Source organism: Aminobacter sp. BE322, from assembly GCF_050433525.1.
Classification (GTDB): Bacteria; Pseudomonadota; Alphaproteobacteria; order Rhizobiales; family Rhizobiaceae; genus Aminobacter.
Map to the genome: position 1 here is coordinate 209,772 of NZ_JBNPXB010000002.1, position 22,697 is coordinate 232,468.

The 22,697-nt window shown below is 67.0% G+C and carries 18 protein-coding genes, 1 tRNA gene and 1 riboswitch; of the genes, 8 read left to right on the top strand and 11 right to left on the bottom strand.

The features are described from left to right. Positions 1–21 precede the first annotated feature (21 nt). Complete coding sequence (locus J2X50_RS05075) at positions 22–486, top strand: NfeD family protein (RefSeq protein ID WP_429092343.1); 465 nt, start codon at positions 22–24, stop codon at positions 484–486. A 252-nt stretch (positions 487–738) separates the two neighbouring features. Here the strand turns inward: J2X50_RS05075 and J2X50_RS05080 are convergent, their stop codons facing one another. Continuing rightward, a complete protein-coding gene (locus J2X50_RS05080) occupies positions 739–1,737 on the bottom strand; it encodes a KpsF/GutQ family sugar-phosphate isomerase (protein ID WP_429092830.1) in 999 nt (332 codons plus the stop codon). Positions 1,738–1,942: 205 nt separating this feature from the next. Between J2X50_RS05080 and J2X50_RS05085 the strand changes: the two genes are divergently transcribed. Next, the gene (locus J2X50_RS05085) at positions 1,943–3,589 is read left to right on the top strand and encodes an outer membrane beta-barrel protein (RefSeq protein WP_429092346.1); all 1,647 of its coding nucleotides are present in this window, start codon (positions 1,943–1,945) and stop codon (positions 3,587–3,589) included. Here the strand turns inward: J2X50_RS05085 and bluB are convergent. Both bluB and galU read right to left on the bottom strand, forming a co-directional pair. Next, the gene (bluB, locus tag J2X50_RS05090) at positions 3,586–4,317 is read right to left on the bottom strand and encodes a 5,6-dimethylbenzimidazole synthase (RefSeq protein WP_429092833.1); all 732 of its coding nucleotides are present in this window, start codon (positions 4,315–4,317) and stop codon (positions 3,586–3,588) included. The two genes, J2X50_RS05085 and bluB, sit on opposite strands and share 4 nt — an antisense overlap. A gap of 47 nt (positions 4,318–4,364) precedes the next feature. Beyond that, positions 4,365–4,547, bottom strand: a riboswitch (cobalamin riboswitch). 69 nt (positions 4,548–4,616) lie between these two features. After that, positions 4,617–5,504: a UTP--glucose-1-phosphate uridylyltransferase GalU gene (gene galU / locus J2X50_RS05095; RefSeq protein WP_429092349.1), complete on the bottom strand. Its 888-nt coding sequence runs from the start codon at positions 5,502–5,504 to the stop codon at positions 4,617–4,619. 245 nt (positions 5,505–5,749) lie between these two features. Between galU and J2X50_RS05100 the strand changes: the two genes are divergently transcribed. Together J2X50_RS05100 and J2X50_RS05105 are read left to right on the top strand one after the other, a co-directional pair. Then, complete coding sequence (locus J2X50_RS05100; protein ID WP_429092352.1) at positions 5,750–6,976, top strand: lytic murein transglycosylase; 1,227 nt, start codon at positions 5,750–5,752, stop codon at positions 6,974–6,976. A 16-nt stretch (positions 6,977–6,992) separates the two neighbouring features. Then, positions 6,993–8,225 (top strand): SGNH/GDSL hydrolase family protein, encoded by a 1,233-nt coding sequence (locus J2X50_RS05105; RefSeq protein ID WP_429092355.1) that lies wholly within the window; start codon positions 6,993–6,995, stop codon positions 8,223–8,225. 67 nt (positions 8,226–8,292) lie between these two features. Here J2X50_RS05105 and J2X50_RS05110 read toward each other — a convergent pair whose 3' ends face one another. Continuing rightward, positions 8,293–9,747, bottom strand: coding sequence for a glutamate synthase subunit beta (locus tag J2X50_RS05110; RefSeq protein ID WP_429092357.1), 1,455 nt, complete (start codon positions 9,745–9,747; stop codon positions 8,293–8,295). Positions 9,748–9,862: 115 nt separating this feature from the next. Further along, positions 9,863–14,593 carry a glutamate synthase large subunit gene (gene gltB, locus J2X50_RS05115; RefSeq protein WP_429092360.1) on the bottom strand — a complete coding sequence of 1,577 codons (4,731 nt, stop codon included), beginning with the start codon at positions 14,591–14,593 and terminating at the stop codon, positions 9,863–9,865. Positions 14,594–15,080: 487 nt separating this feature from the next. Here gltB and J2X50_RS05120 point away from each other — a divergent pair, with 487 nt between their 5' ends. Beyond that, the gene (locus tag J2X50_RS05120; protein ID WP_429092362.1) at positions 15,081–16,133 is read left to right on the top strand and encodes a threonine aldolase family protein; all 1,053 of its coding nucleotides are present in this window, start codon (positions 15,081–15,083) and stop codon (positions 16,131–16,133) included. 73 nt (positions 16,134–16,206) lie between these two features. Here the strand turns inward: J2X50_RS05120 and J2X50_RS05125 are convergent, their stop codons facing one another. Next, entirely contained in the window at positions 16,207–16,674 is a 468-nt protein-coding gene (locus J2X50_RS05125; RefSeq protein WP_429092365.1) for an Hsp20 family protein, read from the bottom strand. A 451-nt stretch (positions 16,675–17,125) separates the two neighbouring features. On the opposite strand from J2X50_RS05125, the gene J2X50_RS05130 reads away from it, so the two are divergent. Beyond that, positions 17,126–18,085, top strand: coding sequence for an alpha/beta fold hydrolase (locus J2X50_RS05130; RefSeq protein WP_429092368.1), 960 nt, complete (start codon positions 17,126–17,128; stop codon positions 18,083–18,085). 42 nt (positions 18,086–18,127) lie between these two features. Here J2X50_RS05130 and hisN read toward each other — a convergent pair whose 3' ends face one another. Both hisN and J2X50_RS05140 read right to left on the bottom strand, forming a co-directional pair. Beyond that, entirely contained in the window at positions 18,128–18,901 is a 774-nt protein-coding gene (hisN, locus tag J2X50_RS05135) for a histidinol-phosphatase (RefSeq protein WP_429092371.1), read from the bottom strand. Between the two features lie 221 nt (positions 18,902–19,122). Further along, a complete protein-coding gene (locus tag J2X50_RS05140; RefSeq protein WP_429092374.1) occupies positions 19,123–20,013 on the bottom strand; it encodes an N-formylglutamate amidohydrolase in 891 nt (296 codons plus the stop codon). 228 nt (positions 20,014–20,241) lie between these two features. Here J2X50_RS05140 and cpdR point away from each other — a divergent pair, with 228 nt between their 5' ends. Both cpdR and J2X50_RS05150 read left to right on the top strand, forming a co-directional pair. Beyond that, on the top strand, positions 20,242–20,604 hold the full coding sequence (cpdR, locus tag J2X50_RS05145) for a cell cycle two-component system response regulator CpdR (protein ID WP_018429348.1): 363 nt from the start codon (positions 20,242–20,244) through the stop codon (positions 20,602–20,604). 203 nt (positions 20,605–20,807) lie between these two features. Then, positions 20,808–20,882, top strand: a tRNA-Val gene (locus J2X50_RS05150). Between the two features lie 45 nt (positions 20,883–20,927). Here the strand turns inward: J2X50_RS05150 and J2X50_RS05155 are convergent. The 3 genes from J2X50_RS05155 to J2X50_RS05165 are packed head-to-tail and all read right to left on the bottom strand — an operon-like array spanning position 20,928 to position 22,630. Then, positions 20,928–21,674, bottom strand: a complete 747-nt coding sequence (locus J2X50_RS05155) for a YggS family pyridoxal phosphate-dependent enzyme (RefSeq protein ID WP_429092377.1) — start codon at positions 21,672–21,674, stop codon at positions 20,928–20,930. Beyond that, the gene (locus tag J2X50_RS05160) at positions 21,671–22,375 is read right to left on the bottom strand and encodes a glutamine amidotransferase (protein ID WP_429092380.1); all 705 of its coding nucleotides are present in this window, start codon (positions 22,373–22,375) and stop codon (positions 21,671–21,673) included. The genes J2X50_RS05155 and J2X50_RS05160 overlap by 4 nt, the downstream gene beginning before the upstream one ends. A gap of 18 nt (positions 22,376–22,393) precedes the next feature. Further along, positions 22,394–22,630, bottom strand: coding sequence for a thioredoxin (locus J2X50_RS05165; RefSeq protein WP_429092382.1), 237 nt, complete (start codon positions 22,628–22,630; stop codon positions 22,394–22,396). Between the last annotated feature and the right edge of the window lie 67 nt (positions 22,631–22,697).

Genomic DNA, 22,697 nt, shown 5'->3' on the forward strand with positions numbered 1-22,697 from the left:
CGCGGGCAGCGGGAGGCGATCATGCTGGCAGGTGTCATTGCGGAACTCGGGCCGTGGAACTGGATGGTGCTGGGCCTCGTCCTCCTGGTCCTGGAGATCGTGCTGCCCGGCTTCTTCCTGCTCTGGATCGGCATTGCCGCACTGCTGACCGGGGCGCTGTCGCTGCAGCTCTGGGATTGGGCCGCCTGGACCTGGCATGTCCAGGTGCTGGTCTTCCTCGCCCTGTCCCTGGTCGCGGCCTACGCCGGCAAGAAGATCATGAGCAGCAATGGCGAGGCCAGCGACCAGCCGCTGCTCAACCGGCGCGGCGCGCAGATGGTCGGGCGCACCGCGACCCTTGCCGAGCCGATCAGGGAGGGCCGCGGCCGCATCAAGCTGGGTGACACGACCTGGCGCGTCTCGGGTCCGGACCTGCCGGCGGGCACGCAGGTGCGCGTCGTCGCCGCCGGCGACACCGACCTGGAGCTGGTGGTGGAAGCTGTCTGATGGCCATCTCAAAGAGCCGAGTGTTCAGCTGATCCGAGCCCTCGGGACGTAGCCCTCATGGTGAGCCTGTCGAACCACGAGGGCGCTGGGCACTGCGAACTCACCAGCTTCGAAGCGAGGATTTTCAGGTCGCAACAAGGGGGCGTGCGCCGTCATCTAGCGCCCTCGTGGTTCGACAGGCTCACCATGAGGGCTACGGGCACGTCTCAGCCAATCGCCTGAAGACAAAGGCACGATATCCGGGAAAAGATCCTAAGCCGCGCCGATCCGGAGCAGGTCGTGGAAGTGCACGAGGCCGACGGGGCGGTCGCCCTCGACCACAATCAGCGCGCCGATGTTGTTCTCGTTCAGGAGCGCGATCGCGGCACCGGCCAGCATCTGGCGCGGGACGGTCTTTGGCCGCGTCGTCATGATCTCCTCGACCCTCGTCTCGACCAGGTTGCGGTCGAGGTTGCGGGAGAGGTCGCCGTCGGTGATGATGCCGGCCAGCTTGCCGTCCGCGTCGACGACGCAGACGCAGCCGAAGCGCTTCTGCGACAGCGTGCGGACCGCCTCCGGCATCTTGGTGCCGATGGTGACGACGGGCATGCGGTCGCCGGTATGCATGAGCTCGCCGACCGGCATCAGGCTCGCGCCGAGCTGGCCGCCGGGATGGAACGTGCGGAAATGATCCGGCGTGAAGCCGCGCGCCTCGAGCAGCGCCACGGCCAGCGCATCGCCTATCGCCAGCTGGAGCAGCGTCGAGGTGGTGGGCGCCAGCCCGTGCGGGCAGGCCTCCGGCGTGCGCGGCAGAAGCAGCACCACGTCGGCCTGGCGCGCCAGCGCCGAGGTCTCGCCCGCGGTGATCGCCACCAGCGGGATGGAGAAGCGGCGCGAATAGCCGACGATGCCCTTGAGCTCGGCGGTTTCGCCCGACCATGAGATGGCGACGATCGCATCGTCCCGGGTGATCATGCCGAGGTCGCCGTGGATGGCTTCCGCCGGGTGGACGAAATAGGACGGCGTGCCGGTCGAGGCGAAGGTGGCGGCGATCTTCCTGCCGATATGGCCGCTCTTGCCGACGCCGGTGATGATGGCGCGGCCATTCAGCTGGCCAAGCACCGAGACAGCGCGCGCGAACGGCGCGGCCAGCGGGCCTTCCAGCGATGCGAGGAGAGCGGCGATTCCGACCTGCTCGGTGGCGATCGTACGGAGCGCCGAGGCAATCGAGGCCTGCGGGTCCGGCTCTTTTTTCAGCGATCCAGCGTGCATGCGCATGCGTTAGCGCGTCGCAAGCCGGCTGTCCATCACTATCGCCCCCCGTTTGCCCTTCCGGCGCGCCAGCGAAACGCTCCGTTAACCATGGCGATTTACGAGTTGCTAAGCACGGCGCCCATGCGCCTGCGGGGCATTGGTGGCAATGGAACGGGTCTTGTCGGAGCGAATGGGACGGCCAAACGGTGCGCGCATATGCGCCTTGCTGGCGACGGCAGGCGTGGCGGCCATGGCGTGCCTGCTCCCCGCCCAGGCCCAGGAAGCCGGCCTGCGCGGCGCGGTCAGCGAAACCCAGGTCCGGGACGCGCTGATGTGGCGCAAGCGCCCGGCCGTGCAGCCGGCCCCAGCTGCCCAGGAGCAGAACCAGGACACATATCAGCCCGCGAGCCCCGGGGCCGTTCCCGACCAGCCGGGCGGCGAGACGGCCGACATATTCAGCGAGCCGCCGAACGCCGACCCGGCGTCCGCCTCGACCTATGCCCTACCCCCGACCACGGCCCGGCAGCGCGCCGAGGCGGCCCGCAGGCGCCTCAGCGCGGGTACGGCTGCGCGCCCGTCGCCGCCGAGCGGGCCGGAGGCGCCGGCGGAGCCGGACGGCGACCTGACCACCGGTGCGGTGCGCCAGGGAACGGTCGATTCTGAATTTGCCCCGACCAGCGGCTCGGAGGCACGGCGCCAGTCGGCCATCGAGGGACGCTACGTGCCGCGCGACGACTATCCGTTCGCGGCACCCGGCATCCGCGTCGGCAGCTTCGTGCTGCGGCCCAGCCTGGAACAGGGCGTGACGGCGACGTCGAACGCCGATTCGAGCGCCAACGGCAAGTCGGCGGTGCTTTCCGAAACCGCGCTTCGCCTCAACGCCGTCTCCGACTGGGAGCGCCACTCGGCGACGATCGACGCCTACGGCACCTTCCGCAAATCCGTCTCCGGGCAGGAACTCGAGGAGGCCACGGGCGGCATCGACGGGCGGCTCGAACTCGACCTGACCGACGGTTTCCGCGCCATCGGCACGCTCGGCTACAATGTCAGGCCGGAATCGGCGACGTCGCCGGTGGTGATCGAGGACACTGTCTCGCGGCCCCTGCGGCGCACGCTCGACGGTAGCCTGGGTCTGGAAAAGGACGTGGGCAAGGTTCGGCTTGCCGCCACCGGTGAAGTGACCAACGAGCGCTTCGACGACGCCGAACTGTCCGTCGGGGGCACGCTGTCGCAGGAAGACCGGAATTCCACGCTCTATACCGGCCGCCTGCGCGCCGGCTACGAGATTTCGCCGGCCCTGATCCCCTTCGGCGAGGTCGAGTTCGGCCGCCGCGTCTACGACCTCAGGTTCGACACCGCCGACTTCGAGCGCTCGTCGAACCGTGTCGGCGCGCGCGCCGGCGTCGAGATCGACATGGGCGAGAAATTCGGCGGCGAGGTCTCGGCGGGCTGGATCGCCGAGGACTTCGACGACGACCGCCTGGACACGATTTCCGCAGCCACGCTCGCGGCCGATCTCCGCTGGTCGCCGATCCGCGGCACCATCGTCAGCCTCACCGGCACGACCGTGGTGGAAGGCTCGACGACGCCGGGCCAGAGCGGCTCGGTGCTCTATTCCGGGCGCCTCGCGGTCGAACGCCAGATGCGGGCCAACCTCACCGGGTTTGCCGCGGCCGGCACAGGCTGGCGCGACTATGCCGGCTCGGACGAGCGCGAGCTGACGCTGACCGCGGAAGCCGGGCTGACTTGGTGGCTCAACCGCTACGCCGGCCTGACCGGCCGCTTGAGGCACGAAGCGCTCGACAGCACGCGCGCCGGCCGCGACAGCAGCACCAACAGCGTGTTCGTCGGGCTGAGGGTACAGCGCTAGGTCTTCCCGGTGGCCGACATCGTCGAAATGGCGGCCTTCAGCACCTCCTCGCCCGGGCCGGAATAGACCTCGCTCATGATGAGATCGGCGAGCGGCAGGCGGCTTGCCCAACCATGCCGCTCCAGGTCCGGCCGCGCGGCGAACTCCGACACGCGGCCGACGCACAGATAGGCCACCGGCGTGACGTGTTCGGGAATGCCGAGCAGCCTTTTCAGCGCCTCGCGGTCGAGGATGCTGACCCATCCGACGCCGATGCCCTCGGCACGGGCCGCCAGCCAGAAGTTCTGCACCGCGCAGACCGTGCTGTAGAGGTCCATCTCGGGGTTGTGCCAGCGACCGAGCGGCGAGTGCTGCGACCGGCTGCGGTCGCAGGTCACGACCAGGTTGAGCGGCGTCTCCGCGATGCCTTCGAGCTTGAGCTTGCGGTAGAGCGCCTGCCGCTCCTCGGCGATGTGCGGCAGTTCCTGCCCGCGCGCGGCGAGGAAGAGCTCGCGCACCTGCTCCCTGCGGCCAGGATCGCGGATGACGATGAAGTTCCACGGCTGCATGAAGCCGACCGAGGGCGCGTGATGTGCCGCCATCAGCAGGCGCGCCAGCTGGGCATCGTCGATCGGATCGGGCAGGAAATGGCTGCGCACGTCGCGGCGCGTGAAGATGGCGCGGTACACGGCATGCTGCGCCGCCGCATCGAAACAGCCCGTAATGGCATGGGTATGGTCGGCCGGCATCGCGTGTCCCCTGGCGAGCATATCGGTTTCCGCCGCCTGACCATGCGGTGGACGATTTCTGCCGGGCCGGTCTTCTGGCTCGAGTTCAACCCGCCTCCGGCGCCTTCCCGTCCTGCGGACAGTGGCTTTTGCCGATGCGGTCCCTCTCACAGCGTTGGGCACGCCACGGATTTGCACCGTGTTCCCGATTCTCCCGCATCGCTGCGGGCACCTGGCAGCACATGTCTACACGGCCCTGAGGCCGAAAACCACCGCGCCGCGCGCCCAAATCTGACGCGCGGGCGACATTCATGGGAAGGTCAGCGACCCGGCTTCATCTCGCCGAGCAGGCTTTCGATGACGCCAGCCATGCGCTCGTTGATATCGGCGCGCGACAGCGCGAAGGCGACGTTGGCCTCGACGAAACCCTCCGGCGAACCGCAGTCGAAGGTGCGGCCGCGGTAGTGATAGCCGTAGAAGGCCTGCTGCTTCTCGAGCTTGAGCATCGCGTCGGTGAGCTGGATCTCGTCGCCGGCGCCGCGCTCCTGGTTGGCGAGGATGCCGAAGATCTCCGGCTGCAGGATGTAGCGGCCGTTGATGAACAGGTTCGACGGCGCCGTGCCGGGCTTGGGCTTCTCCACCATGCCGTCGATGCGGAAGCCGGTATGGACGGTATCGCCCTTGCCGACGATGCCGTATTTGTGCGCCTCGGCGGGATCGCATTCCTGCACGGCGATGATGTTGTTGCCGGTCTCGTTGTAGAGCTCGACCATCTCGCGCATGCAGCTCTTCTCGGACTGCATGATCATGTCGGGCAGAAGCAGCGCGAACGGCTCGTTGCCGACGAGTTCGCGCGCGCACCAGACCGCGTGGCCGAGGCCGAGCGGCACCTGCTGGCGGGTGAACGAGGTCTGGCCCGGCGCCGGCTGCAGGCGCTGCAGCCTTTCGAGCTGTTCGCCCTTTCCGCGCTGGGCAAGCGTGTCGTAGAGCTCGAACTGGACGTCGAAGTGGTCCTCGATGACCGCCTTGTTGCGGCCGGTGACGAAGATGAAGTGCTCGATGCCTGCTTCGCGCGCCTCGTCGACGACGTACTGGATCACCGGCTTGTCGACGACGGTCAGCATTTCCTTCGGTATCGACTTGGTGGCGGGCAGGAAGCGCGTGCCCAGACCTGCGACAGGAAATACTGCCTTGCGAACTCGTTTCATGGGTGTTCGTCCGATGGTTGCATGTACCGGGCGTGGACACTGTCACGCCCCAATTGATGAATACTGAATGCGTTCACATATTCGGGGACGGCGGGCAAGACCAGCGATCACGCGAACTTGATCGAGATGACTGGCCCTGGACAATTCGGCAGGCGGCTTTTCGTTCCCCCGGAGGACTATGGTAAACTGATTGATAACCGGCTTCGGCGATGAATCGACTTTCTGATCTCTCCAAGGAGGAAAGAATGCCTCTTCGCAAGACCGCCCGGGCCCTCGCCAGCGCCGCCGCAATCGCCGGCATTTCATTGGCGCTTTTGCTGCCTGCAGGTCCCGCCGCCGCCGAGCCGGGGTTCCAGCGCTGGGTGGCGAGCTTCCGTTCGGTCGCAGCCGACAACGGCATTTCCGGTTCGACCTACGACCGCGCCTTCCGCGGCATCACCTCCGCCGATGCCGAAGTGCTGGAAAAGGCGCGTTTCCAGCCCGAATTCACCGCCCCGGTGTGGGACTATTTCGACAACCGCGTGCATGACCAGTCGATCGCCACCGGCCGCGAGATGGCGCGCAAGTGGAAGCCCTGGCTCGACCGCATCGAGGCTGCCTACGGCGTCGACCGCTACGTGCTGTTGGCCATCTGGTCGATGGAATCGAACTATGGCGAGATCCTCAAGAACGACAAGGTGATGCGCAACGTGGTGCGCTCGCTGGCGACGCTCGCCTATGGCGACCAGCGCCGCGCCAAATACGCCCGCACCCAGCTCATCGCCGCCCTCAAGATCCTGCAGCGCGGCGACATCAAGGAAAGCAACCTGATGGGCTCCTGGGCCGGCGCCATGGGCCATACCCAGTTCATCCCGACCAGCTACCAGGCCTATGCGGTCGACGCCGACGGCAACGGCCGCCGCGACATCTGGAATTCGGTGCCCGACGCGCTCGCCACCGCCGCCAACCTGCTCAAGAAGAACGGCTGGCAGGTCGGCAGGACCTGGGGCTACGAGGTGGTGCTGCCCGAGGGCCGCAAGTTCCCCAGCGGTTCGACGACACTGGACAAGTGGGCCTCGCTCGGCGTCGAGCGCGCCAACGGCAAGGCGTTCAGGCGCGGCTCGGACGTCGCGACGCTGAAGGTGCCGGACGGCCGCCAGGGGCCGGCCTTCCTGATGACCAAGAACTTCCAGGTGATCAAGCGCTACAACAACGCCGACAAATATGCGCTCGCGGTCGGGCTGCTTGCCGACGAGATCGCCGGGTATGGCGGACTGGTGCAGGACTGGAGCCGCCCGTTCACCAAGCTGTCCTTCGCCGAGAAGCAGGAACTGCAGCAGCGGCTGTCGGAGAGCGGCTATTACGACGGCAAGGCCGACGGCAAGATCGGCGAAGGCTCGCGCTCGGCCATCAAGGCGTTCCAGGCGCAGCTGGGCTTGACGCAGGACGGCCATCCGAGCATGGAAGTGCTCAAGAAGCTGCGGCAGAATTAGCCAGCGGAGGTTGTGCTTGGCATCGACGCGTCGCCCGAACACCATCGTTCTGCGCCTGACGATGCCTGCGGTCGCGGTGGCGGTCGCGCTGACCGCCATGACCGCGCACTCCCCGGCCCTTGCCCAGGAGGGCATATTGCGGCGCTGGTCGCTGCGTGACCTGTTCCTGCCGCGCCGCGAGCCGCGCATCGACCCCTACATCTACGAGGAACCGCAGGTCAGGCCTCGGAAAACCATCCGCAAGGCGCCGCGCAAGCCCAAGGCGGCTGCAGTGAGCAAGCCGGCCGAGCCGGCCCTGCCGGTGGTGGAGAAGCTGCCCGACGCGCGTGTCGTGCTGGTGATCGGCGACTTCCTCGGCGCCGGCATCGCCGAGGGGCTGAGCACGGTCTTCGCCGAGAACGCCAAGATCCGCATCGTCGACAGGACCAGCGGCTCGTCCGGCTTCGTCCGCGACGACTACTACAACTGGCCGGAGAAGGCCCAGGAGCTGATCGCCCAGGAGAAGCCGGCCGTCGTCGTGGTCATGCTCGGCTCCAACGACCGCCAGCAGATGCGGGTCGGCGAAAACCGCGAACCGGCGATGAGCCCGGCCTGGATGAAGGAATACACGGCACGCGCCGAGCAGTTCGCAAAGACGCTGAGCGACACCAAGGTGCCGTTCCTCTGGATCGGCATGCCGGCGTTCAAGTCGTCGAAGATGAGCACCGACATGCTCGCCTTCAACGACATCTACAGGACCGTGACGGAAGCCTCCGGCAAGGAGTTCGTCGATGTCTGGGACGGCTTCGTCGACGAGAACGGCGCCTTCGTCACCTCCGGCCCCGACATCAACGGCCAGCCCGTGCGCCTGCGCTCCGACGACGGCATCAACGTCACCCGCGCCGGCAAGCGCAAGCTCGCCTTCTATGCCGAAAAGCCGCTGAACAAGCTTTTGGGCATCACCCCGCAGGGCACCGAGGTCGCGGTGCCGGCGAGCCTGCCGCAGGCGACGCCCGGCGAGCTCAACGTGCCGGTCAATATCGACCGGACCGTGCCGGTGTCGCTCTCCGACCCCGAGCTCGACGGCGGGACGGAGCTGATGGGCGGGCAGGCGGCCTCCCCGGGCGATCCGAATTCGCCGGGCGGGAAGCTGGTGGTGCAGGGCGTGGCGCCGGCGGCACCGCCCGGCCGCGTCGACGATTTCTCCTGGCCGCCGAAGAAGCTGCCGGCGGCGCCCGGCAGCGAGACCACGACCGCGATCAAGCGGTAACTGGACGTCCCTGGAACGAAAAAGGCGCCTCTCGGCGCCTTCATCTTTTTGGAGAGCCGGCCACGCGTCAGCGCGGCAGCACCGTCGAGCCCATCAGTGCAGCGTCGATGGCATGCGCGGCCTGGCGGCCTTCGCGGATCGCCCAGACCACCAGCGACTGGCCGCGGCGCACGTCGCCGGCGACGTAGAGCTTGTCGATGTTGGTCTTGTAGTCCTGCTCGTTGGCCGCGACGTTGGACGAGCGGCGCGCGTCGGTGGTGATCTCGAGCTTGCCCTGGAGCTCCTTGGTGACGCCGCCGGAAATCGGGCCGGCGAAGCCGATGGCGATGAAGGCGAGGTCGGCGCGGATGACGAAATCCGTGCCCGGGATCGGCTTGCGCTTCTCGTCGACCTCGCAGCACTTCACGCCGGTCAGCTGGCCGTCCTCGCCGATGAACTCGAGCGTCGCCACCTGGAACTCGCGCTGCGCGCCCTCGGCCTGGGACGAGGAGGTGCGCATCTTTGTCGCCCAGTAGGGCCAGACGGAGAGCTTGTTCTCCTTCTCCGGCGGCTGCGGGCGGATGTCGAGCTGGGTGACGCGCACCGCCCCCTGGCGGAAGGCGGTGCCGACGCAGTCGGACGCGGTGTCGCCGCCGCCGACGACGACGACGTGCTGGCCGCCGGCGAGGATCGGCTCGGAAGGCCATGCCACCGACTGGATGTCCTCGCCGCCGAGACGCTTGTTCTGCTGCACGAGGTACGGCATCGCGTCGAACACGCCCTTGAGGTCGTCGCCCGGAATGCCCGCGGGGCGCGGGGTTTCCGAGCCGCCGGTGTAGAGCACGGCGTCGAACTCGGCCAGGAGCTCGGAAACCTTCTTGTCGACGCCGACATTGACGCCGCAGTGGAAGGTCACGCCCTCGCCCGCCATCTGCTCGACGCGGCGGTCGATGTAATGCTTCTCCATCTTGAAGTCCGGGATGCCGAAGCGCAGCAGGCCGCCGGGGCGGCTCTCGCGTTCATAGACATGGACCTCGTGGCCGGCGCGGCCGAGCTGCTGGGCAGCCGCCATGCCCGCCGGGCCGGAGCCGATGATGGCCACGCGCTTGCCGGTCTTCTTTTCCGGCGGATAGGGACGGATGTAGCCGCCTTCATAGGCCTTGTCGGCGATCGCCTGCTCGACGGTCTTGATCGCGACCGGGATGTCCTCGAGGTTCAGCGTGCAGGCCTCCTCGCAGGGCGCGGGGCAGATGCGGCCGGTGAATTCCGGGAAGTTGTTGGTCGAATGCAGGTTGCGGATCGCGCTGTCCCAGTCGCCGTTGTAGACCAGATCGTTCCAGTCCGGGATCTGGTTGTGGACGGGGCAGCCCGTCGGTCCGTGGCAGAACGGGATGCCGCAGTCCATGCAGCGCGCCGCCTGCTTTTCCACTTCCTTGTCCGACATCGGCAGCGTGAATTCGCGGAAATGCCGGATGCGGTCGGAAGCCGGCTGGTACTTGTGCACCTGCCGGTCGATCTCGAGAAAACCTGTAACCTTGCCCATCGTAACTCTCGTCGGTCGTGCCCGGCGTCTCGGCGCGGGCGTAGAATTCCACCACTTCTAATGAAGCATGCGATGGCGGGCGCCCGCAGGCACCTCGCCGGCTGGATGGTCGCGGCTATTCGGCCGCGACGTTCATCCTCATGCGCTCCATCTCGATCAGCGCGCGGCGGTACTCCACCGGCATGACCTTGCGGAATTTGGGTCGGTAGCTCGCCCAGTCGTCGAGGATCTGCTTGGCGCGGCTCGAACCGGTGTAGTGCATGTGGTTCGAGATCAGCTGCACCAGGCGCTCCTCGTCGTGGCGGGTCATGTCGCCCGACACGTCGACGCGGCCCTTGTGGGCGATGTCGCCGCCATGATGGTGCAGCTTCTCCAGCATGTCGTCCTCTTCGGGGACCGGCTCGAGCTCGACCATCGCCATGTTGCAGCGCTCGGCGAAATCGCCCTCCTCGTCGAGCACGTAGGCGACGCCGCCCGACATGCCCGCCGCGAAGTTGCGGCCGGTCTTGCCGATCACCACCACCACGCCGCCCGTCATGTACTCGCAGCCGTGGTCGCCCACGCCCTCGACGACGGTGACCGCGCCCGAGTTGCGCACGGCGAAGCGTTCGCCGGCCACGCCGCGGAAGTAGCACTCGCCCTCGATGGCGCCGTAGAGCACAGTGTTGCCGACGATGATCGAATCCTCGGCGACGATCTTGCTGTCCTCCGGCGGACGGATGACGATGCGGCCGCCCGACAGGCCCTTGCCGACATAGTCGTTGCCGTCGCCGACGAGCTCGAACGACACGCCGCGCGTCAGGAAGGCGCCGAAGGACTGGCCGGCGGTGCCGGTCAGCTTCACCGAGATGGTGTCCTCGCGCAGGCCCTTGTGCTTGAAGCGCTTGGCGACCTCGCCCGACAGCATCGCACCGGCCGAGCGGTCGACGTTGCGGATGGTCGTCTCGATCTTCACCGGCTGGCGCGCCTCGAGCGCCGACTTCGCCTCGGCGATCAGCTTGCGGTCGAGCACGTCGTCGATCGGGTGCTTCTGGCGTTCGGTCCAGTGCGTCGCCGAGGCGGGCGCATCCGGCTTGTAGAACACCTTGGAGAAGTCCAGCCCGCGCGACTTCCAGTGGTTGATCAGCTCGCGCTTCTCCAGGAGGTCGCTGTTGCCGATGATCTGGTCGATATGGGTGAAGCCCATCTTGGCCAGCAGCTCGCGCACCTCCTCCGCCACGTAGAAGAAGTAGTTGATGACGTGCTCGGGCGTGCCCTTGAAGCGCTTGCGCAGCACCGGATCCTGGGTGGCGACGCCAACCGGGCAGGTGTTGAGGTGGCACTTGCGCATCATGATGCAGCCCGCCGCGATCAGCGGCGCGGTCGAGAAGCCGAACTCGTCGGCGCCCAAGAGCGCGCCGATGACGACGTCGCGGCCCGTGCGCAGGCCGCCGTCGACCTGGAGCGCGACGCGCGAACGCAGGCCGTTCAGCACCAGCGTCTGGTGCGTCTCGGCGAGGCCCATCTCCCACGGGCTGCCGGCATGCTTGAGCGAGGTGAGCGGCGAAGCGCCCGTTCCGCCGTCATATCCGGAGATCGTGATGTGGTCGGCGCGCGCCTTGGCGACACCGGCCGCGACCGTGCCGACGCCCACTTCCGACACCAGCTTGACCGACACGTCGGCCGCCGGGTTGACGTTCTTCAGGTCGTAGATCAGCTGCGCCAGATCTTCGATCGAATAGATGTCATGGTGCGGCGGCGGCGAGATCAGGCCCACGCCTTGCGTCGAGTGGCGGGTCTTGGCGATCGTCGCGTCGACCTTGTGGCCGGGCAGCTGGCCGCCCTCGCCGGGCTTGGCGCCCTGCGCCACCTTGATCTGCATCATGTCGGAATTGACCAGGTATTCGGTCGTCACCCCGAAGCGGCCCGAGGCCACCTGCTTGATCGCCGAACGCTCCGGGTTCGCCGAGCCGTCGGGCAGCGGCAGGTAGCGGTCCGGCTCCTCGCCGCCCTCGCCGGTGTTCGACTTGCCGCCGATCCGGTTCATGGCGACGGCCAGCGTCGAATGCGCCTCGCGGCTGATCGAGCCGAAGGACATGGCACCGGTCGAGAAGCGCTTGACGATCTCGGCGGCCGGCATCACGTCGTCGATCGCGACCGGCTTGCGGCCGCCCTCTTCCGCCGACCTGATGTGGAACATGCCGCGGATCTGCTGGGCACGCGCCGTCTCGCTGTCGATCTGGGCGGAGAACTCCTTGAAGGTCGACCACGAGCCCTGGCGCACGGCGTGCTGCAGCGAGGCGACCGCGTCCGGCGTCCACATATGGGCCTCGCCGCGCATGCGGTACATGTACTCGCCGCCGACGTCGAGCGAATTGCGCAGCACCGGATCCTCGCCGAAGGCCGAGGTGTGGCGCGCCACGGTCTCGGCCGAGACCTCGTCCAGGCCGACGCCCTCGATGTTGGTCGCGGTCCCCGTGAAGTACTTCTCGACGAAGTCGGTCTTCAGGCCGATGGCGTCGAAGATCTGGGCGCCGCAATAGGACTGGTAGGTCGAGATGCCCATCTTGGACATGACCTTGAGGATGCCCTTGCCGATCGACTTGATGTAGCGGCCGACGACTTCCGAGCCGTCGACCTCCGGCGGGAAATCGCCGCGCTTGTGCATGTCGGTCAGCGTGTCGAAGGCCAGATACGGGTTGATCGCCTCGGCGCCGTAGCCGGCCAGGCAGCAGAAGTGGTGCACCTCGCGCGGCTCGCCCGATTCCACCACCAGGCCCACCGAGGTGCGCAGGCCCTTGCGGACCAGGTGATGGTGCACGGCCGCCGTCGCCAGCAGCGACGGGATGGCGATGCGATCCGGGCCGAGCTGGCGGTCGGACAGGATGATGATGTTGTAGCGGCCGGCGACGGCGGCTTCCGCACGCTCGCACAGGCGCTCGATGGCACCCTGCATGCCGGCAGCGCCCTCGCTGGCCGCATAGGTGACGTCGATCGTCTTGGTGTCGAAGCTCTCCTCGGTGTGGCCGATGGAGCGGATCTTCTCCAGGTCGGCGTTGGTGAGGATCGGCTGGCGTGCCTCGAGGCGCTTGCGCCTGGAAGTGCCGACGAGGTCGAGAATGTTCGGGCGCGGGCCGATGAACGACACCAGGCTCATCACCAGTTCCTCGCGGATCGGGTCGATCGGCGGGTTGGTGACCTGGGCGAAGTTCTGCTTGAAGTAGGTGTAGAGCAGCTTCGACTTGTCCGACATCGCCGAGATCGGCGTGTCGGTGCCCATGGAGCCCACCGCTTCCTGGCCGGTCGTCGCCATCGGCGACATCAGGAGCTTGGTGTCTTCCTGGGTGTAGCCGAAGGCCTGCTGGCGATCGAGCAGCGACACGTCCTTGCGCAGGGCGCGCGGCTCCACCGGCTTCAGCTCCTCCAGGATCAGCTGGGTGTTGGACAGCCACTTCTTGTAGGGGTGCTTGTTGGCGATCTCGGACTTGATCTCCTCGTCCGAGATGATGCGGCCCTCGACCAGGTCGATCAAAAGCATCTTGCCCGGCTGCAGGCGCCACTTCCTGACGATGCTCTTCTCGTCGACCGGCAGCACGCCGGCTTCAGAGGCCAGGATCACCCGGTCGTCGTCGGTGACGATGTAGCGGGCCGGACGCAGGCCGTTGCGGTCGAGCGTGGCGCCGATCTGGCGGCCGTCGGTGAAGCACACCGCCGCCGGGCCGTCCCACGGCTCCATCAGCGCCGCATGGTACTCGTAGAAGGCCTTGCGGTCGGCATCCATCGACTTGTTGCCGGCCCAGGCTTCCGGGATCAGCATCATCATGGCGTGCGCCAGCTTGTAGCCGCCCTGGAACAGGAACTCGAGCGCGTTGTCGAAGCACGCCGTGTCCGACTGGCCCTCGTAGGAGATCGGCCAGAGCTTGGAGATGTTGTTGCCGAACAGCTCGCTGTCGACCGACGCCTGGCGCGCGGCCATCCAGTTGTTGTTGCCGCGCACCGTGTTGATCTCGCCGTTGTGGGCGACCATGCGGTACGGATGCGCCAGCTTCCACGACGGGAAGGTGTTGGTCGAGAAGCGCTGGTGGACGAGGATCAGCGCCGTCTCGAAGCGCGGATCGCTGAGGTCCTTGTAATAGGCGCCGACCTGGTTGGCCAGGAACATGCCCTTGTAGACGATGGTGCGCGCCGACAACGACACGCAATACGCGCCGACGTCCTTGTTGTCGTTCTCGGCATAGATGCGGCCGGAGATCACCTTGCGCAGCAGATAGAGGCGGGCCTCGTATTCCTCGTCGTCCTCGATGTCGGGCGTGCGGCCGATGAACACCTGGCGGTGATAGGGCTCGGCGGCCACGATCTCGGGCGCCTTCGACAAAGAGGCGTTGTCGACCGGCACGTCGCGGAAGCCGATCAGCGGCAGGCCTTCCGACTGCGCCGACTCGCGGATGATCTCGTCGATATGGTCGCGCATCGCCGCATCCTGCGGCATGAACCAGTGGCCGACGCCGTACTGGCCGGACGGCGGCAGCTCGATGCCCTGCCTGGCCATCTCCTCGCGGAAGAAGGTGTCGGGGATCTGCACCAATACGCCGGCACCGTCGCCGACCAGCGGGTCGGCACCCACCGCGCCGCGATGCGTCAGGTTCTCGAGCATGAACAGACCGTCCTTGACGATCTGGTGGGACTTCACGCCCTTCATCTGGGCGATGAAGCCGACGCCGCAGGCGTCGTGCTCGTTGCGCGGATCGTAGAGGCCATGCGCTGCATAGCCGGTGGCGGTTCGGAGATGATCGGTTTTATTGTTGGCCGCTTTCGTCTGCGCGGCCGGCACAAAACCCGTCGTCACAGATGGCGTCAACTCCGTCATCGTCTCTCTCTCCATTCCGGCCCGGTCCGGGCATTTCGCTTTGGGACGGCTACGTGCCGATCCGCTCACCTTTTGATGCTTCGATATGCTTGCGGCGCAGTGCCGTTGGCCGGCACCGAACCGCCAGTCGGGGCGACAGAGCGGAAAGGCTCCGCTTCGGCCACTGACCCCTGCTCGCGGCGGCAGACGGACGTGGCGTCATCATACGCCAAATCCGTTCCGCTTTGGGCAGATAAATAAGACAGCACTACTGTCCTAAATTTCGTATGACAGAATTCTTGAATACGCACAAGACCGATTCACGAATTTTCCGCGCCGCCGGAGACAGAAAATTACAACGGACACGCATGCCGCGTAATTTTTGAACACTCGGTCAAAGTCGGTTTTTCGCTGCCACAATCGATTTCACGGCATCGGACTTGATGCAGACGGTCAAATCCGCTCTAGCTCGGGACACTCTCCCACAGCCAGGTTACGGACGGACGACATGTTTTTCGCATCTGACAACTGGGCCGGCGCCCACCCCAGGATCGCGGAAAGGCTCTCGGTGAGCGCTGCCGGCTTCAGCCGCGCCTATGGCGACGGCGACCTCGACCGCAAGGTGTACGAGCGCTTCAACGAGGTCTTCGAGCGCGAGGTCGCGGTCTTCTTCGTGGCGACGGGCACTGCCGCCAACTCGCTTGCGCTCGCCGCCTACGGCAAGCCGGGCGGCATTTCCTTCGGCCATCGCGAGGCGCACATCATCGAGGACGAGTGCGGCGCGCCCGAGTTCCTCTCCGCCGGGTCGCGGCTCTGTCCGGTCGACGGCCCGCTCGGCCGCATGGACATCGGCAACCTCGAGCGCGCGGTCGGCCGCTTCGCCTCGGAAAACGTCCATGGCGGGCGCCCCACGGCGATCTCGATGACCCAGTCGACCGAGGTCGGAACCGTCTACGGCCTCGACGACATCTCGACCATCTCGGCGGTCGCGAGGCGCCACGGCCTGCCGCTGCACATGGACGGCGCCCGCTTCGCCAACGCACTGGTCTCGCTCGACGTTTCGCCGGCCGAGATGACCTGGAAGCGCGGTGTGGACATCGTCTCCTTCGGCGGCACCAAGAACGGCTGCTGGTGCGCCGAGGCGATCGTCATGTTCGACCTCGACCGCGCCAGGGAAATGCACTTCCTGCGCAAGCGCTCGGCCCAGTTGTTCTCCAAGTCGCGCTTCATCTCGGCGCAGTTCGACGCCTATTTCGACGCCGGTCTGTGGCTGGAGACGGCCCGCCACGCCAATGCGATGGCGAACAGGCTGGCCGGCGTGCTCGATGGCTCGAAGGTGGCGCGCCTCGCCTGGCGCCCCGAGGCCAACGAGGTGTTCGCCATCATCGACAGGGCGGCCGCGGCAAGGGCGCTCGAGGCCGGTGCCGCCTTCTACGACTGGAATGTGCCGGCAGCCCTCGCGGGCCAGCTCGGCGAAGGCGAGACGCTCTACCGGTTCGTCACCAGCTTCGCCACCACCGCGGACGAGATCGGCCGCCTCGGTGACCTGCTGGACCTATAGTCCTGCGCAGCCCACGCAAACGAAAAAGGCGGCACCCGAAGGCGCCGCCTTTTCTCCTTGGGAGGATCGGTCCTTAGTTGACCGTGTTGGCCTCGATCTGCTTGGCTTTGGCCGAAGCGGCCGAGATCTCGATCTTGCGAGGCTTCAGCTCTTCCGGAATGGTGCGCTTCAGATCGATGTGCAGCAGGCCGTTCTTGAGGTTGGCGCCTACGACCTCGACATGGTCGGCGAGCTGGAAGCGGCGCTCGAAGGCGCGCGAGGCGATGCCGCGATAGAGCAGTTCCGAGCCTTCGCCGGTGCCTTCGTTGCTGCGCTCGCCCTTGACCGTCAGCACGTTGCGGTGGGCCTCGATCGAAATCTCGGTCTCCGAGAAGCCGGCAACCGCCATGCTGATGCGGTAGGCGTCCTCACCGGTGCGCTCGATGTTGTAGGGCGGATAGCTCGTGCCGCCTTCCGGCTGGCCGAGGCCGTCCAGCATGTTGAACAGCCGGTCGAAGCCGACGGTCGAGCGGTGGAGCGAGGAAAAATCAACGTGACGCATGGGTGTTCTCCATTGAGCAACAAGGTTTGCGTTTGATCCGGGGCGGAACCCTTCTGGCGTTCCGGCGGTGGTTCAGCGGCCCCTTCTGGGCGCCGCAGAAGACATTTGGGGGTGGCCCGACGGCATTTCAAGACGCCTCGGGAAGGGCTCTCGCCGCCGGTTTGATGAACCGCAGATGAACCGCGCCTTCGGCCTCCGTTCAGGCCCGGCCTCGTAAGGTGTTCGCAAGTTCAGAGACAGGCGGCGCCAGCCGCCAGCGAGGCCGAACCGGGTGTAACGTCCCTTCCTCCCGGATCGACAGAGGCCGGAGGCATCCCGCAAGCTGCCTCCGGCCTCATACGTTTGCTGACGGCGGCTTTTCGCGGAATTCCTTTGATTTTCGGCCCCGCCCTTTCTATCACCCTCAGTCGTGGCCGGATCCCCGGCAACCAATTCCGAGCCGAATCGCCTGATGACGGACCAGTTCCACGAGATCCCCGGCAATCCTGTTCCGGAGCGGGCCAAGGGCGGCAGTTTCGCCGCCCATGACGGCAAGCGCCTGCGCTATGCGGTGTTTCCCACGACCTCGCATCCGTTCAAGGGCACGGTGGTGCTGCTGCCGGGCCGCAACGAGTGCATCGAGAAATATTTCGAGACCGCCCGCGACCTCTCTGTTCGCGGCCTCGCCACCGCCACCTTCGACTGGCGCGGCCAGGGCGCCTCGGAGCGGCTGCTCAAGGACGGCCATCGCGGCTACGTCGGGAGCTTCGATCACTATGTGCGCGACCTCGAGGCCTTCTTCGAGCAGATCGTGCTGCCCGACTGCCGCGGCCCCTATTTCCTGATCGCCCATTCCAGCGGGGCGCTCATCGCGCTGCTGTCGGCCCCCTCGATGGTCAACCGCATCCAGCGCATGGTGCTGATCGCGCCGTTCCTGGAGGTCGTCGGCGTGCCCCTGTCGATGAAGGCGATCGCCCGCATCGGCACCGTGCTGCGCTGCCTGGGCCTCGGCCGCCTCTACGCCGCCTGGGGCCCGCGGTCGCGCCAGAGCACGCCGTTCGAGACCAACAAGCTGACCAGCGACGCGCGGCGCTACCGCCGCAACCAGCTGCTCTACGAGACCTATCCAGAGCTCGCGGTCGGCGGGCCGACCATCTCCTGGCTCACCGCGGCGGCCAAGGCGTCGCGGGCGGTGCGCGACCCTGCCTTCATGGCGGCGCTCAGGGTGCCGATGCTGGTCGTTACCGCCGGGGCCGACGAGGTCGTGTCGAGGGCCGCGGCCGAGGATTTCGCCGCCCGCGCCCGGCTCGCCTCGCTGCTCACCATCGACGGCGCCCGCCACGAGATCCTGCAGGAAGCCGACATCTATCGCGAGCAGCTGCTGGCCGGCATCGATGCCTTCGTTCCCGGCACCGCGACGGCGGTCGACTGACACCGGCGAAACGCCCTGCCCCTCAGGCTGCGCGAAGGCCGGTTATCCGGCCAGAACCGCCATCGCCGCCCTGTGCAGCTCGGGCGTCGCGGCGGCGATGACGTCGCCGCCATTTTCCGCCGGCCCGCCATCGAAGGTGGTGACGATGCCCCCGGCCTGCTCGATGATCGGGATCAGCGCGACGATGTCGTAGGGCTTGAGGCCGGGGTCGACGACGATGTCGACCTGGCCCGCGGCGACCATGGCGAAGGCGTAGCAATCGGTGCCGTAGCGCGCGAGCCGCACCCTGGCCTCGAGTTCGTCGTAGCGCTTGCGCATCTCGCCGCGGAACAGCGCCGGCGTGGTGGTGAAGATGGTCGCCTCCGACAGCGACGTCGTCCTGCGCACCGCAAGCCGGCGCGGCCCGCCCGGCCCTTCGTAATGCGCGCCCTTGCCGTCGGCATAGAACAGCTCGCCGGTGAAGGGCTGCGACATCAGCCCGGCGACCGCGTCGCCGTCGACCGTCAGCCCGACCAGCGTCCCCCACACAGGCAGCCCGGAGATGAAGGCGCGCGTGCCGTCGATCGGGTCGATGACCCAGACATGGCTGCTCCCGGTATTCTCGCTGCCGTGCTCCTCGCCCAGGATGCCATGGCCGGGGAACTCGGCGTTGATCAGCGCGCGGATGGCGCGCTCGGCCTCCTGGTCGGCCTCGGTCACCGGATCGAAGCCGCCGGCGAGCTTGTTGGCCACCGCGCCCTGCTGGCGGAAGCGCGGCAGGGTCTGCGCGGCTGCGGCACTTGCGATCCGTCGCATGAACTCGGCATCGACCATCATTCACCCCATGTCTGACCGTTGCGTGGATGCCACGCCGCCCGGCCAGCGGCAATAGCCACATCAACCTGAATTAAAAAAGCCCAAAGCGCCTTGACTTTTGTGCAGCGCACAATAATCTGATCCTCGGACAGGGCGACCTGTCCATGCCCTCCTTGGGCGTTTCCTCCCTAGACTTCGACCGCTCTCCGGAGCGGTCTTTTTTTAGTCGCCGGTGGCCGTCCCTATTCCGCAGCCAGCGGCAGGTCGAGGAAATGGTGGTCCGGAACCGCCATCAAATCCGCCGAAAATCGCGCCAGATCGTCGAGCAGGGCGTCGAAGCCGGCCAACTTCTCCAGCGTCCGCTCGTCCATGTACAGCCCGCGATTGATCTCGATCTGCAAGGCGTGGAGGTTGCGCGCCGGCCGGCCGTAGTGCTCGGTGATGAACCCGCCGGCATAGGGCTTATTGTGCGCCACGGTATAGCCCATCGCCGTCAGCAGGCCGATGGCCCGCTCGGAGAGCGCCGGCGCGGCCGAGGTGCCGAAGCGGTCGCCGACGATGAAATCGGGCCGCACGCCGTTGTCGCCGACACGGACGGAAGCGGGCATCGAATGGCAGTCGATGAGCACCGCATAGCCGAAGCGGGCATGCGTGCGGGTGACCAGCCGCTTCAGCGTCTCGTGATAGGGCTTGTAGACGCATTCGATACGGCCGACCGCCTCCGACAGCGGCAGCCGGCCGGGATAGATGTCGAGCCCCTCGCCCACCAGCTTCGGAACGGTGCCGAGGCCGCCGGCGACGCGGGCCGAGCGGATGTTGGCGAAGGGCGGCACCGGCTCGGCGAACATGCGCGGGTCGAGTTCCCACGGCTCGCGGTTGACGTCGAGATAGGCGCGCGGGAAATGCGCCGTCAGCATCGGTGCGCCGAGCATCACGGCGGTGCCGAAGAGTTCGTCGACGTAGCAGTCCTCCGAGCGCCGGATGGCGCTGGCGTCGAGCCTCGTCATGGCCAGGAAGCGTTTGGGATAGCAGCGCCCGCTGTGCGGCGAATTGAACACGAAGGGCACGCGCTGCTCGGCACTCGTCCTCACTTCGAACGGCGGCAGCACCGAGAAATCTTCGGCTGGGGTCATCGGATCTGATGGACCTGCGGGATACGCTCACTCATCGCTGGAAGGTGCCATCTGCGCGCGCCGGTGTCCAGCATCTCGCCGCTCGGAAAGCCCGTGGCGGCGGGCCTCGCGGCGTCACGTTTCGGGCGCGGCATTCACTTGATGTTTACCGTCCGGAACTCATATAGAAGATGGTTAACGAAGCCCCTTTGGGGGACGGCTTCGACCGCTGATTCGGACGGGATACTGATGGCACGCATTCTTCTGGCAGAAGACGACGACGACATGCGCCGCTTCCTGGTCAAGGCGCTGGAGCGCGCCGGCTACCAGGTGAGCGACTTCGACAATGGCGCGAGCGCTTACGAGCGGCTGCGCGAGGAACCTTTTTCGCTGCTCCTGACGGACATCGTCATGCCGGAGATGGACGGCATCGAGCTCGCCCGCCGCGCTACCGAGATCGATCCCGACCTCAAGGTGATGTTCATCACCGGCTTCGCGGCGGTGGCGCTCAACCCCGATTCGAAGGCGCCGCGCGACGCCAAGGTGCTTTCCAAGCCGTTCCACCTGCGCGATCTCGTCAACGAGGTCGAGAAGATGCTGCACGCCGCCTGAGGCGTGTGGCGAAGAAGAAGATTCGCCCCCAAGACGGCATTTCGGTTTGCCGGCGCCGTACGGGGCCTTTCGCGCCCCGCCGGCTGCATGGGGCGGCCGCGGTTTCCCCAGCGTCTTCGGGGGTTTTGACAAAAGGCGCAAAAATCCACCACGGGCGCTATTGACGCGCCGGATCAAAAGTGGTGTATCCGCCCCCGTCGGATGGGCGTGTAGCTCAGCGGGAGAGCACTACGTTGACATCGTAGGGGTCACAGGTTCAATCCCTGTCACGCCCACCATCCGAACTCCCGAATACTTTGAATCGAAGCGCGCCGGAACCGGCTTCAGCGTCCTCCGGACGCCGCGGCCAGATCCGGCCAATAGTGAGAATCCGGCAGCGGCCGTGGCCCGAACACCGCCTGTCCCACGCGCACGATGGTCGCACCTTCCTCTATGGCGACCTCGTAGTCGCCGGACATGCCCATGGAAAGCTCCGCGAGCCCGGCGCCCTGCGGCGCGTCGAGTGTTGCCCGGTCGCGGATCGTCCGCAGCACGCGGAAGCAGCGGCGCACCTCCGCCACATCGGGCGTGAACCGCGCCAGCGTCATGAACCCGCGCGGGCGCAACGCATCGAAGGCCCGCAGTTCGCTCAGGAAAGCAGGCACGTCTTCCGGCGCGAGGCCGTACTTGCTCGCTTCATTGGACGTGTTGACCTGTACCAGCACGTCGAGTCCCTGGCCCAGATGCTGCAGGCGCTTCTCCAGCGCCGATGCCAGCGACAGCCGGTCGAGCGACTGCACCTCGCAGGCGAAGCGCAGAACGTCCTTGACCTTGTTGCTCTGGAGATGGCCGATCATGCTCCAGCGGACCGTCTCTCCGGCGAGTTCGCCGGCCTTGCGCCGGCCCTCCTGCACCTTGTTTTCGCCGAGGTCGATCTGGCCGGCGCGCACGGCGGCGCGAACGCGTTCGGCGTCGACCGTCTTGGTCACCAGCACCAGGCGGACGGCATCGGCCCCCCGCCCGGAACGCACGGCCGCATCGCGGATCTTTTCGCGGACCGTTGCGAGATTGGCGGCGACATCGGCGCTCATGCCTCCAGCCCCGCCAGCCATTCGGCGAACATCGCCCGCCCGGCCTCGCGCAGGCGCGGACCAAAGCGCGTGGCGTCGCCCCTGATGATGCGCGGGTCGATGCCGGCAGCCGCCAGCTCGGCGGCGTGGCCGACCAGCCATGGCTCGAGGCCGTCGCAGGCCTCCGCTTCGGGATGGAATTGCACGCCAAGGACGTTGCGGCCAAGCGCGAAGGCCTGCCGGCCGCATAGCTGGGTGGTGGCCAGGTTCTGCGCGCCCGAAGGCGTCTCGAAAGAATCGCCGTGCCAGTGCAGCACCTCGACGCCGTCGAGATGGCGCAGCGGGCTCGCCCGGCCTGCCTCGGTCAGCGTCAGCGGCGCAAAGCCGATTTCCTTGATGCCGGTCGGCGCCACCCTGGCGCCGAGCGTGGCTGCTATCTGCTGCGCGCCCAGGCAGATGCCCAGCGTCGGCCGGCCGGCCGCGAGACGAGGGGCAAGCAGCGCCCGTTCCCAGGCCAGGAACGGATAGGCGTCGGTTTCGTAGACGCCCACGGGGCCGCCGAGCACGACCAGAAGGTCGGGCTGCAGGGGGTCGAGCATCGACGGATAGTCGACCCCGATGTCGTGGTAATGAAGCTTGTAGCCGGCGCCCGCCAACACGGCCTCGAACGTGCCCGAATTCTCGAAATGGATGTGCCGTATGGCGATCGCGGTCTTCAGCATGGCCGTTTCCGTGTCCGCTCAGCGCAGGGCCGAGACGTCGGCGCCATGGTTGATGTGATAGACGGCGCCGCCGATGACGAAGGCCGGGACCGACCTGACGCCGGCTGCCTCGGCCTCGCCGAGACGCGATTTGTCCTCGCCGAGATGAACGATCTCCACCTTGTAGCGCGCTCCGTCGAGCGCTGCGGCGAACTGGCGCTCTGCGTCGACGCAGACGGAGCATCCGGCGTGATAGAAGACGGCTTTCTCGGCCATGGCCTTGTCCTCTCAGCTTCGGAGCGGCGGGATTGCCGCAATCGCGTTGCCATGCGATATCTCCCAT

Excerpts from the sequence above, each read along its gene's own strand:
- J2X50_RS05140 (WP_429092374.1), bottom strand. The coding sequence starts at position 20,013 with ATGACCCCAGCCGAAGATTTCTCGGTGCTGCCGCCGTTCGAAGTGAGG.
- J2X50_RS05080 (WP_429092830.1), bottom strand. The coding sequence starts at position 1,737 with ATGCACGCTGGATCGCTGAAAAAAGAGCCGGACCCGCAGGCCTCGATT.
- J2X50_RS05160 (WP_429092380.1), bottom strand. The coding sequence starts at position 22,375 with ATGCTGAAGACCGCGATCGCCATACGGCACATCCATTTCGAGAATTCG.
- J2X50_RS05125 (WP_429092365.1), bottom strand. The coding sequence starts at position 16,674 with ATGCGTCACGTTGATTTTTCCTCGCTCCACCGCTCGACCGTCGGCTTC.
- J2X50_RS05075 (WP_429092343.1), top strand. The coding sequence starts at position 22 with ATGCTGGCAGGTGTCATTGCGGAACTCGGGCCGTGGAACTGGATGGTG.
- hisN (WP_429092371.1), bottom strand. The coding sequence starts at position 18,901 with ATGATGGTCGATGCCGAGTTCATGCGACGGATCGCAAGTGCCGCAGCC.
- J2X50_RS05110 (WP_429092357.1), bottom strand. The coding sequence starts at position 9,747 with ATGGGCAAGGTTACAGGTTTTCTCGAGATCGACCGGCAGGTGCACAAG.
- galU (WP_429092349.1), bottom strand. The coding sequence starts at position 5,504 with ATGAAACGAGTTCGCAAGGCAGTATTTCCTGTCGCAGGTCTGGGCACG.
- J2X50_RS05100 (WP_429092352.1), top strand. The coding sequence starts at position 5,750 with ATGCCTCTTCGCAAGACCGCCCGGGCCCTCGCCAGCGCCGCCGCAATC.
- bluB (WP_429092833.1), bottom strand. The coding sequence starts at position 4,317 with ATGCCGGCCGACCATACCCATGCCATTACGGGCTGTTTCGATGCGGCG.
- J2X50_RS05155 (WP_429092377.1), bottom strand. The coding sequence starts at position 21,674 with ATGAGCGCCGATGTCGCCGCCAATCTCGCAACGGTCCGCGAAAAGATC.
- J2X50_RS05130 (WP_429092368.1), top strand. The coding sequence starts at position 17,126 with ATGACGGACCAGTTCCACGAGATCCCCGGCAATCCTGTTCCGGAGCGG.
- gltB (WP_429092360.1), bottom strand. The coding sequence starts at position 14,593 with ATGACGGAGTTGACGCCATCTGTGACGACGGGTTTTGTGCCGGCCGCG.
- J2X50_RS05165 (WP_429092382.1), bottom strand. The coding sequence starts at position 22,630 with ATGGCCGAGAAAGCCGTCTTCTATCACGCCGGATGCTCCGTCTGCGTC.
- J2X50_RS05120 (WP_429092362.1), top strand. The coding sequence starts at position 15,081 with ATGTTTTTCGCATCTGACAACTGGGCCGGCGCCCACCCCAGGATCGCG.
- cpdR (WP_018429348.1), top strand. The coding sequence starts at position 20,242 with ATGGCACGCATTCTTCTGGCAGAAGACGACGACGACATGCGCCGCTTC.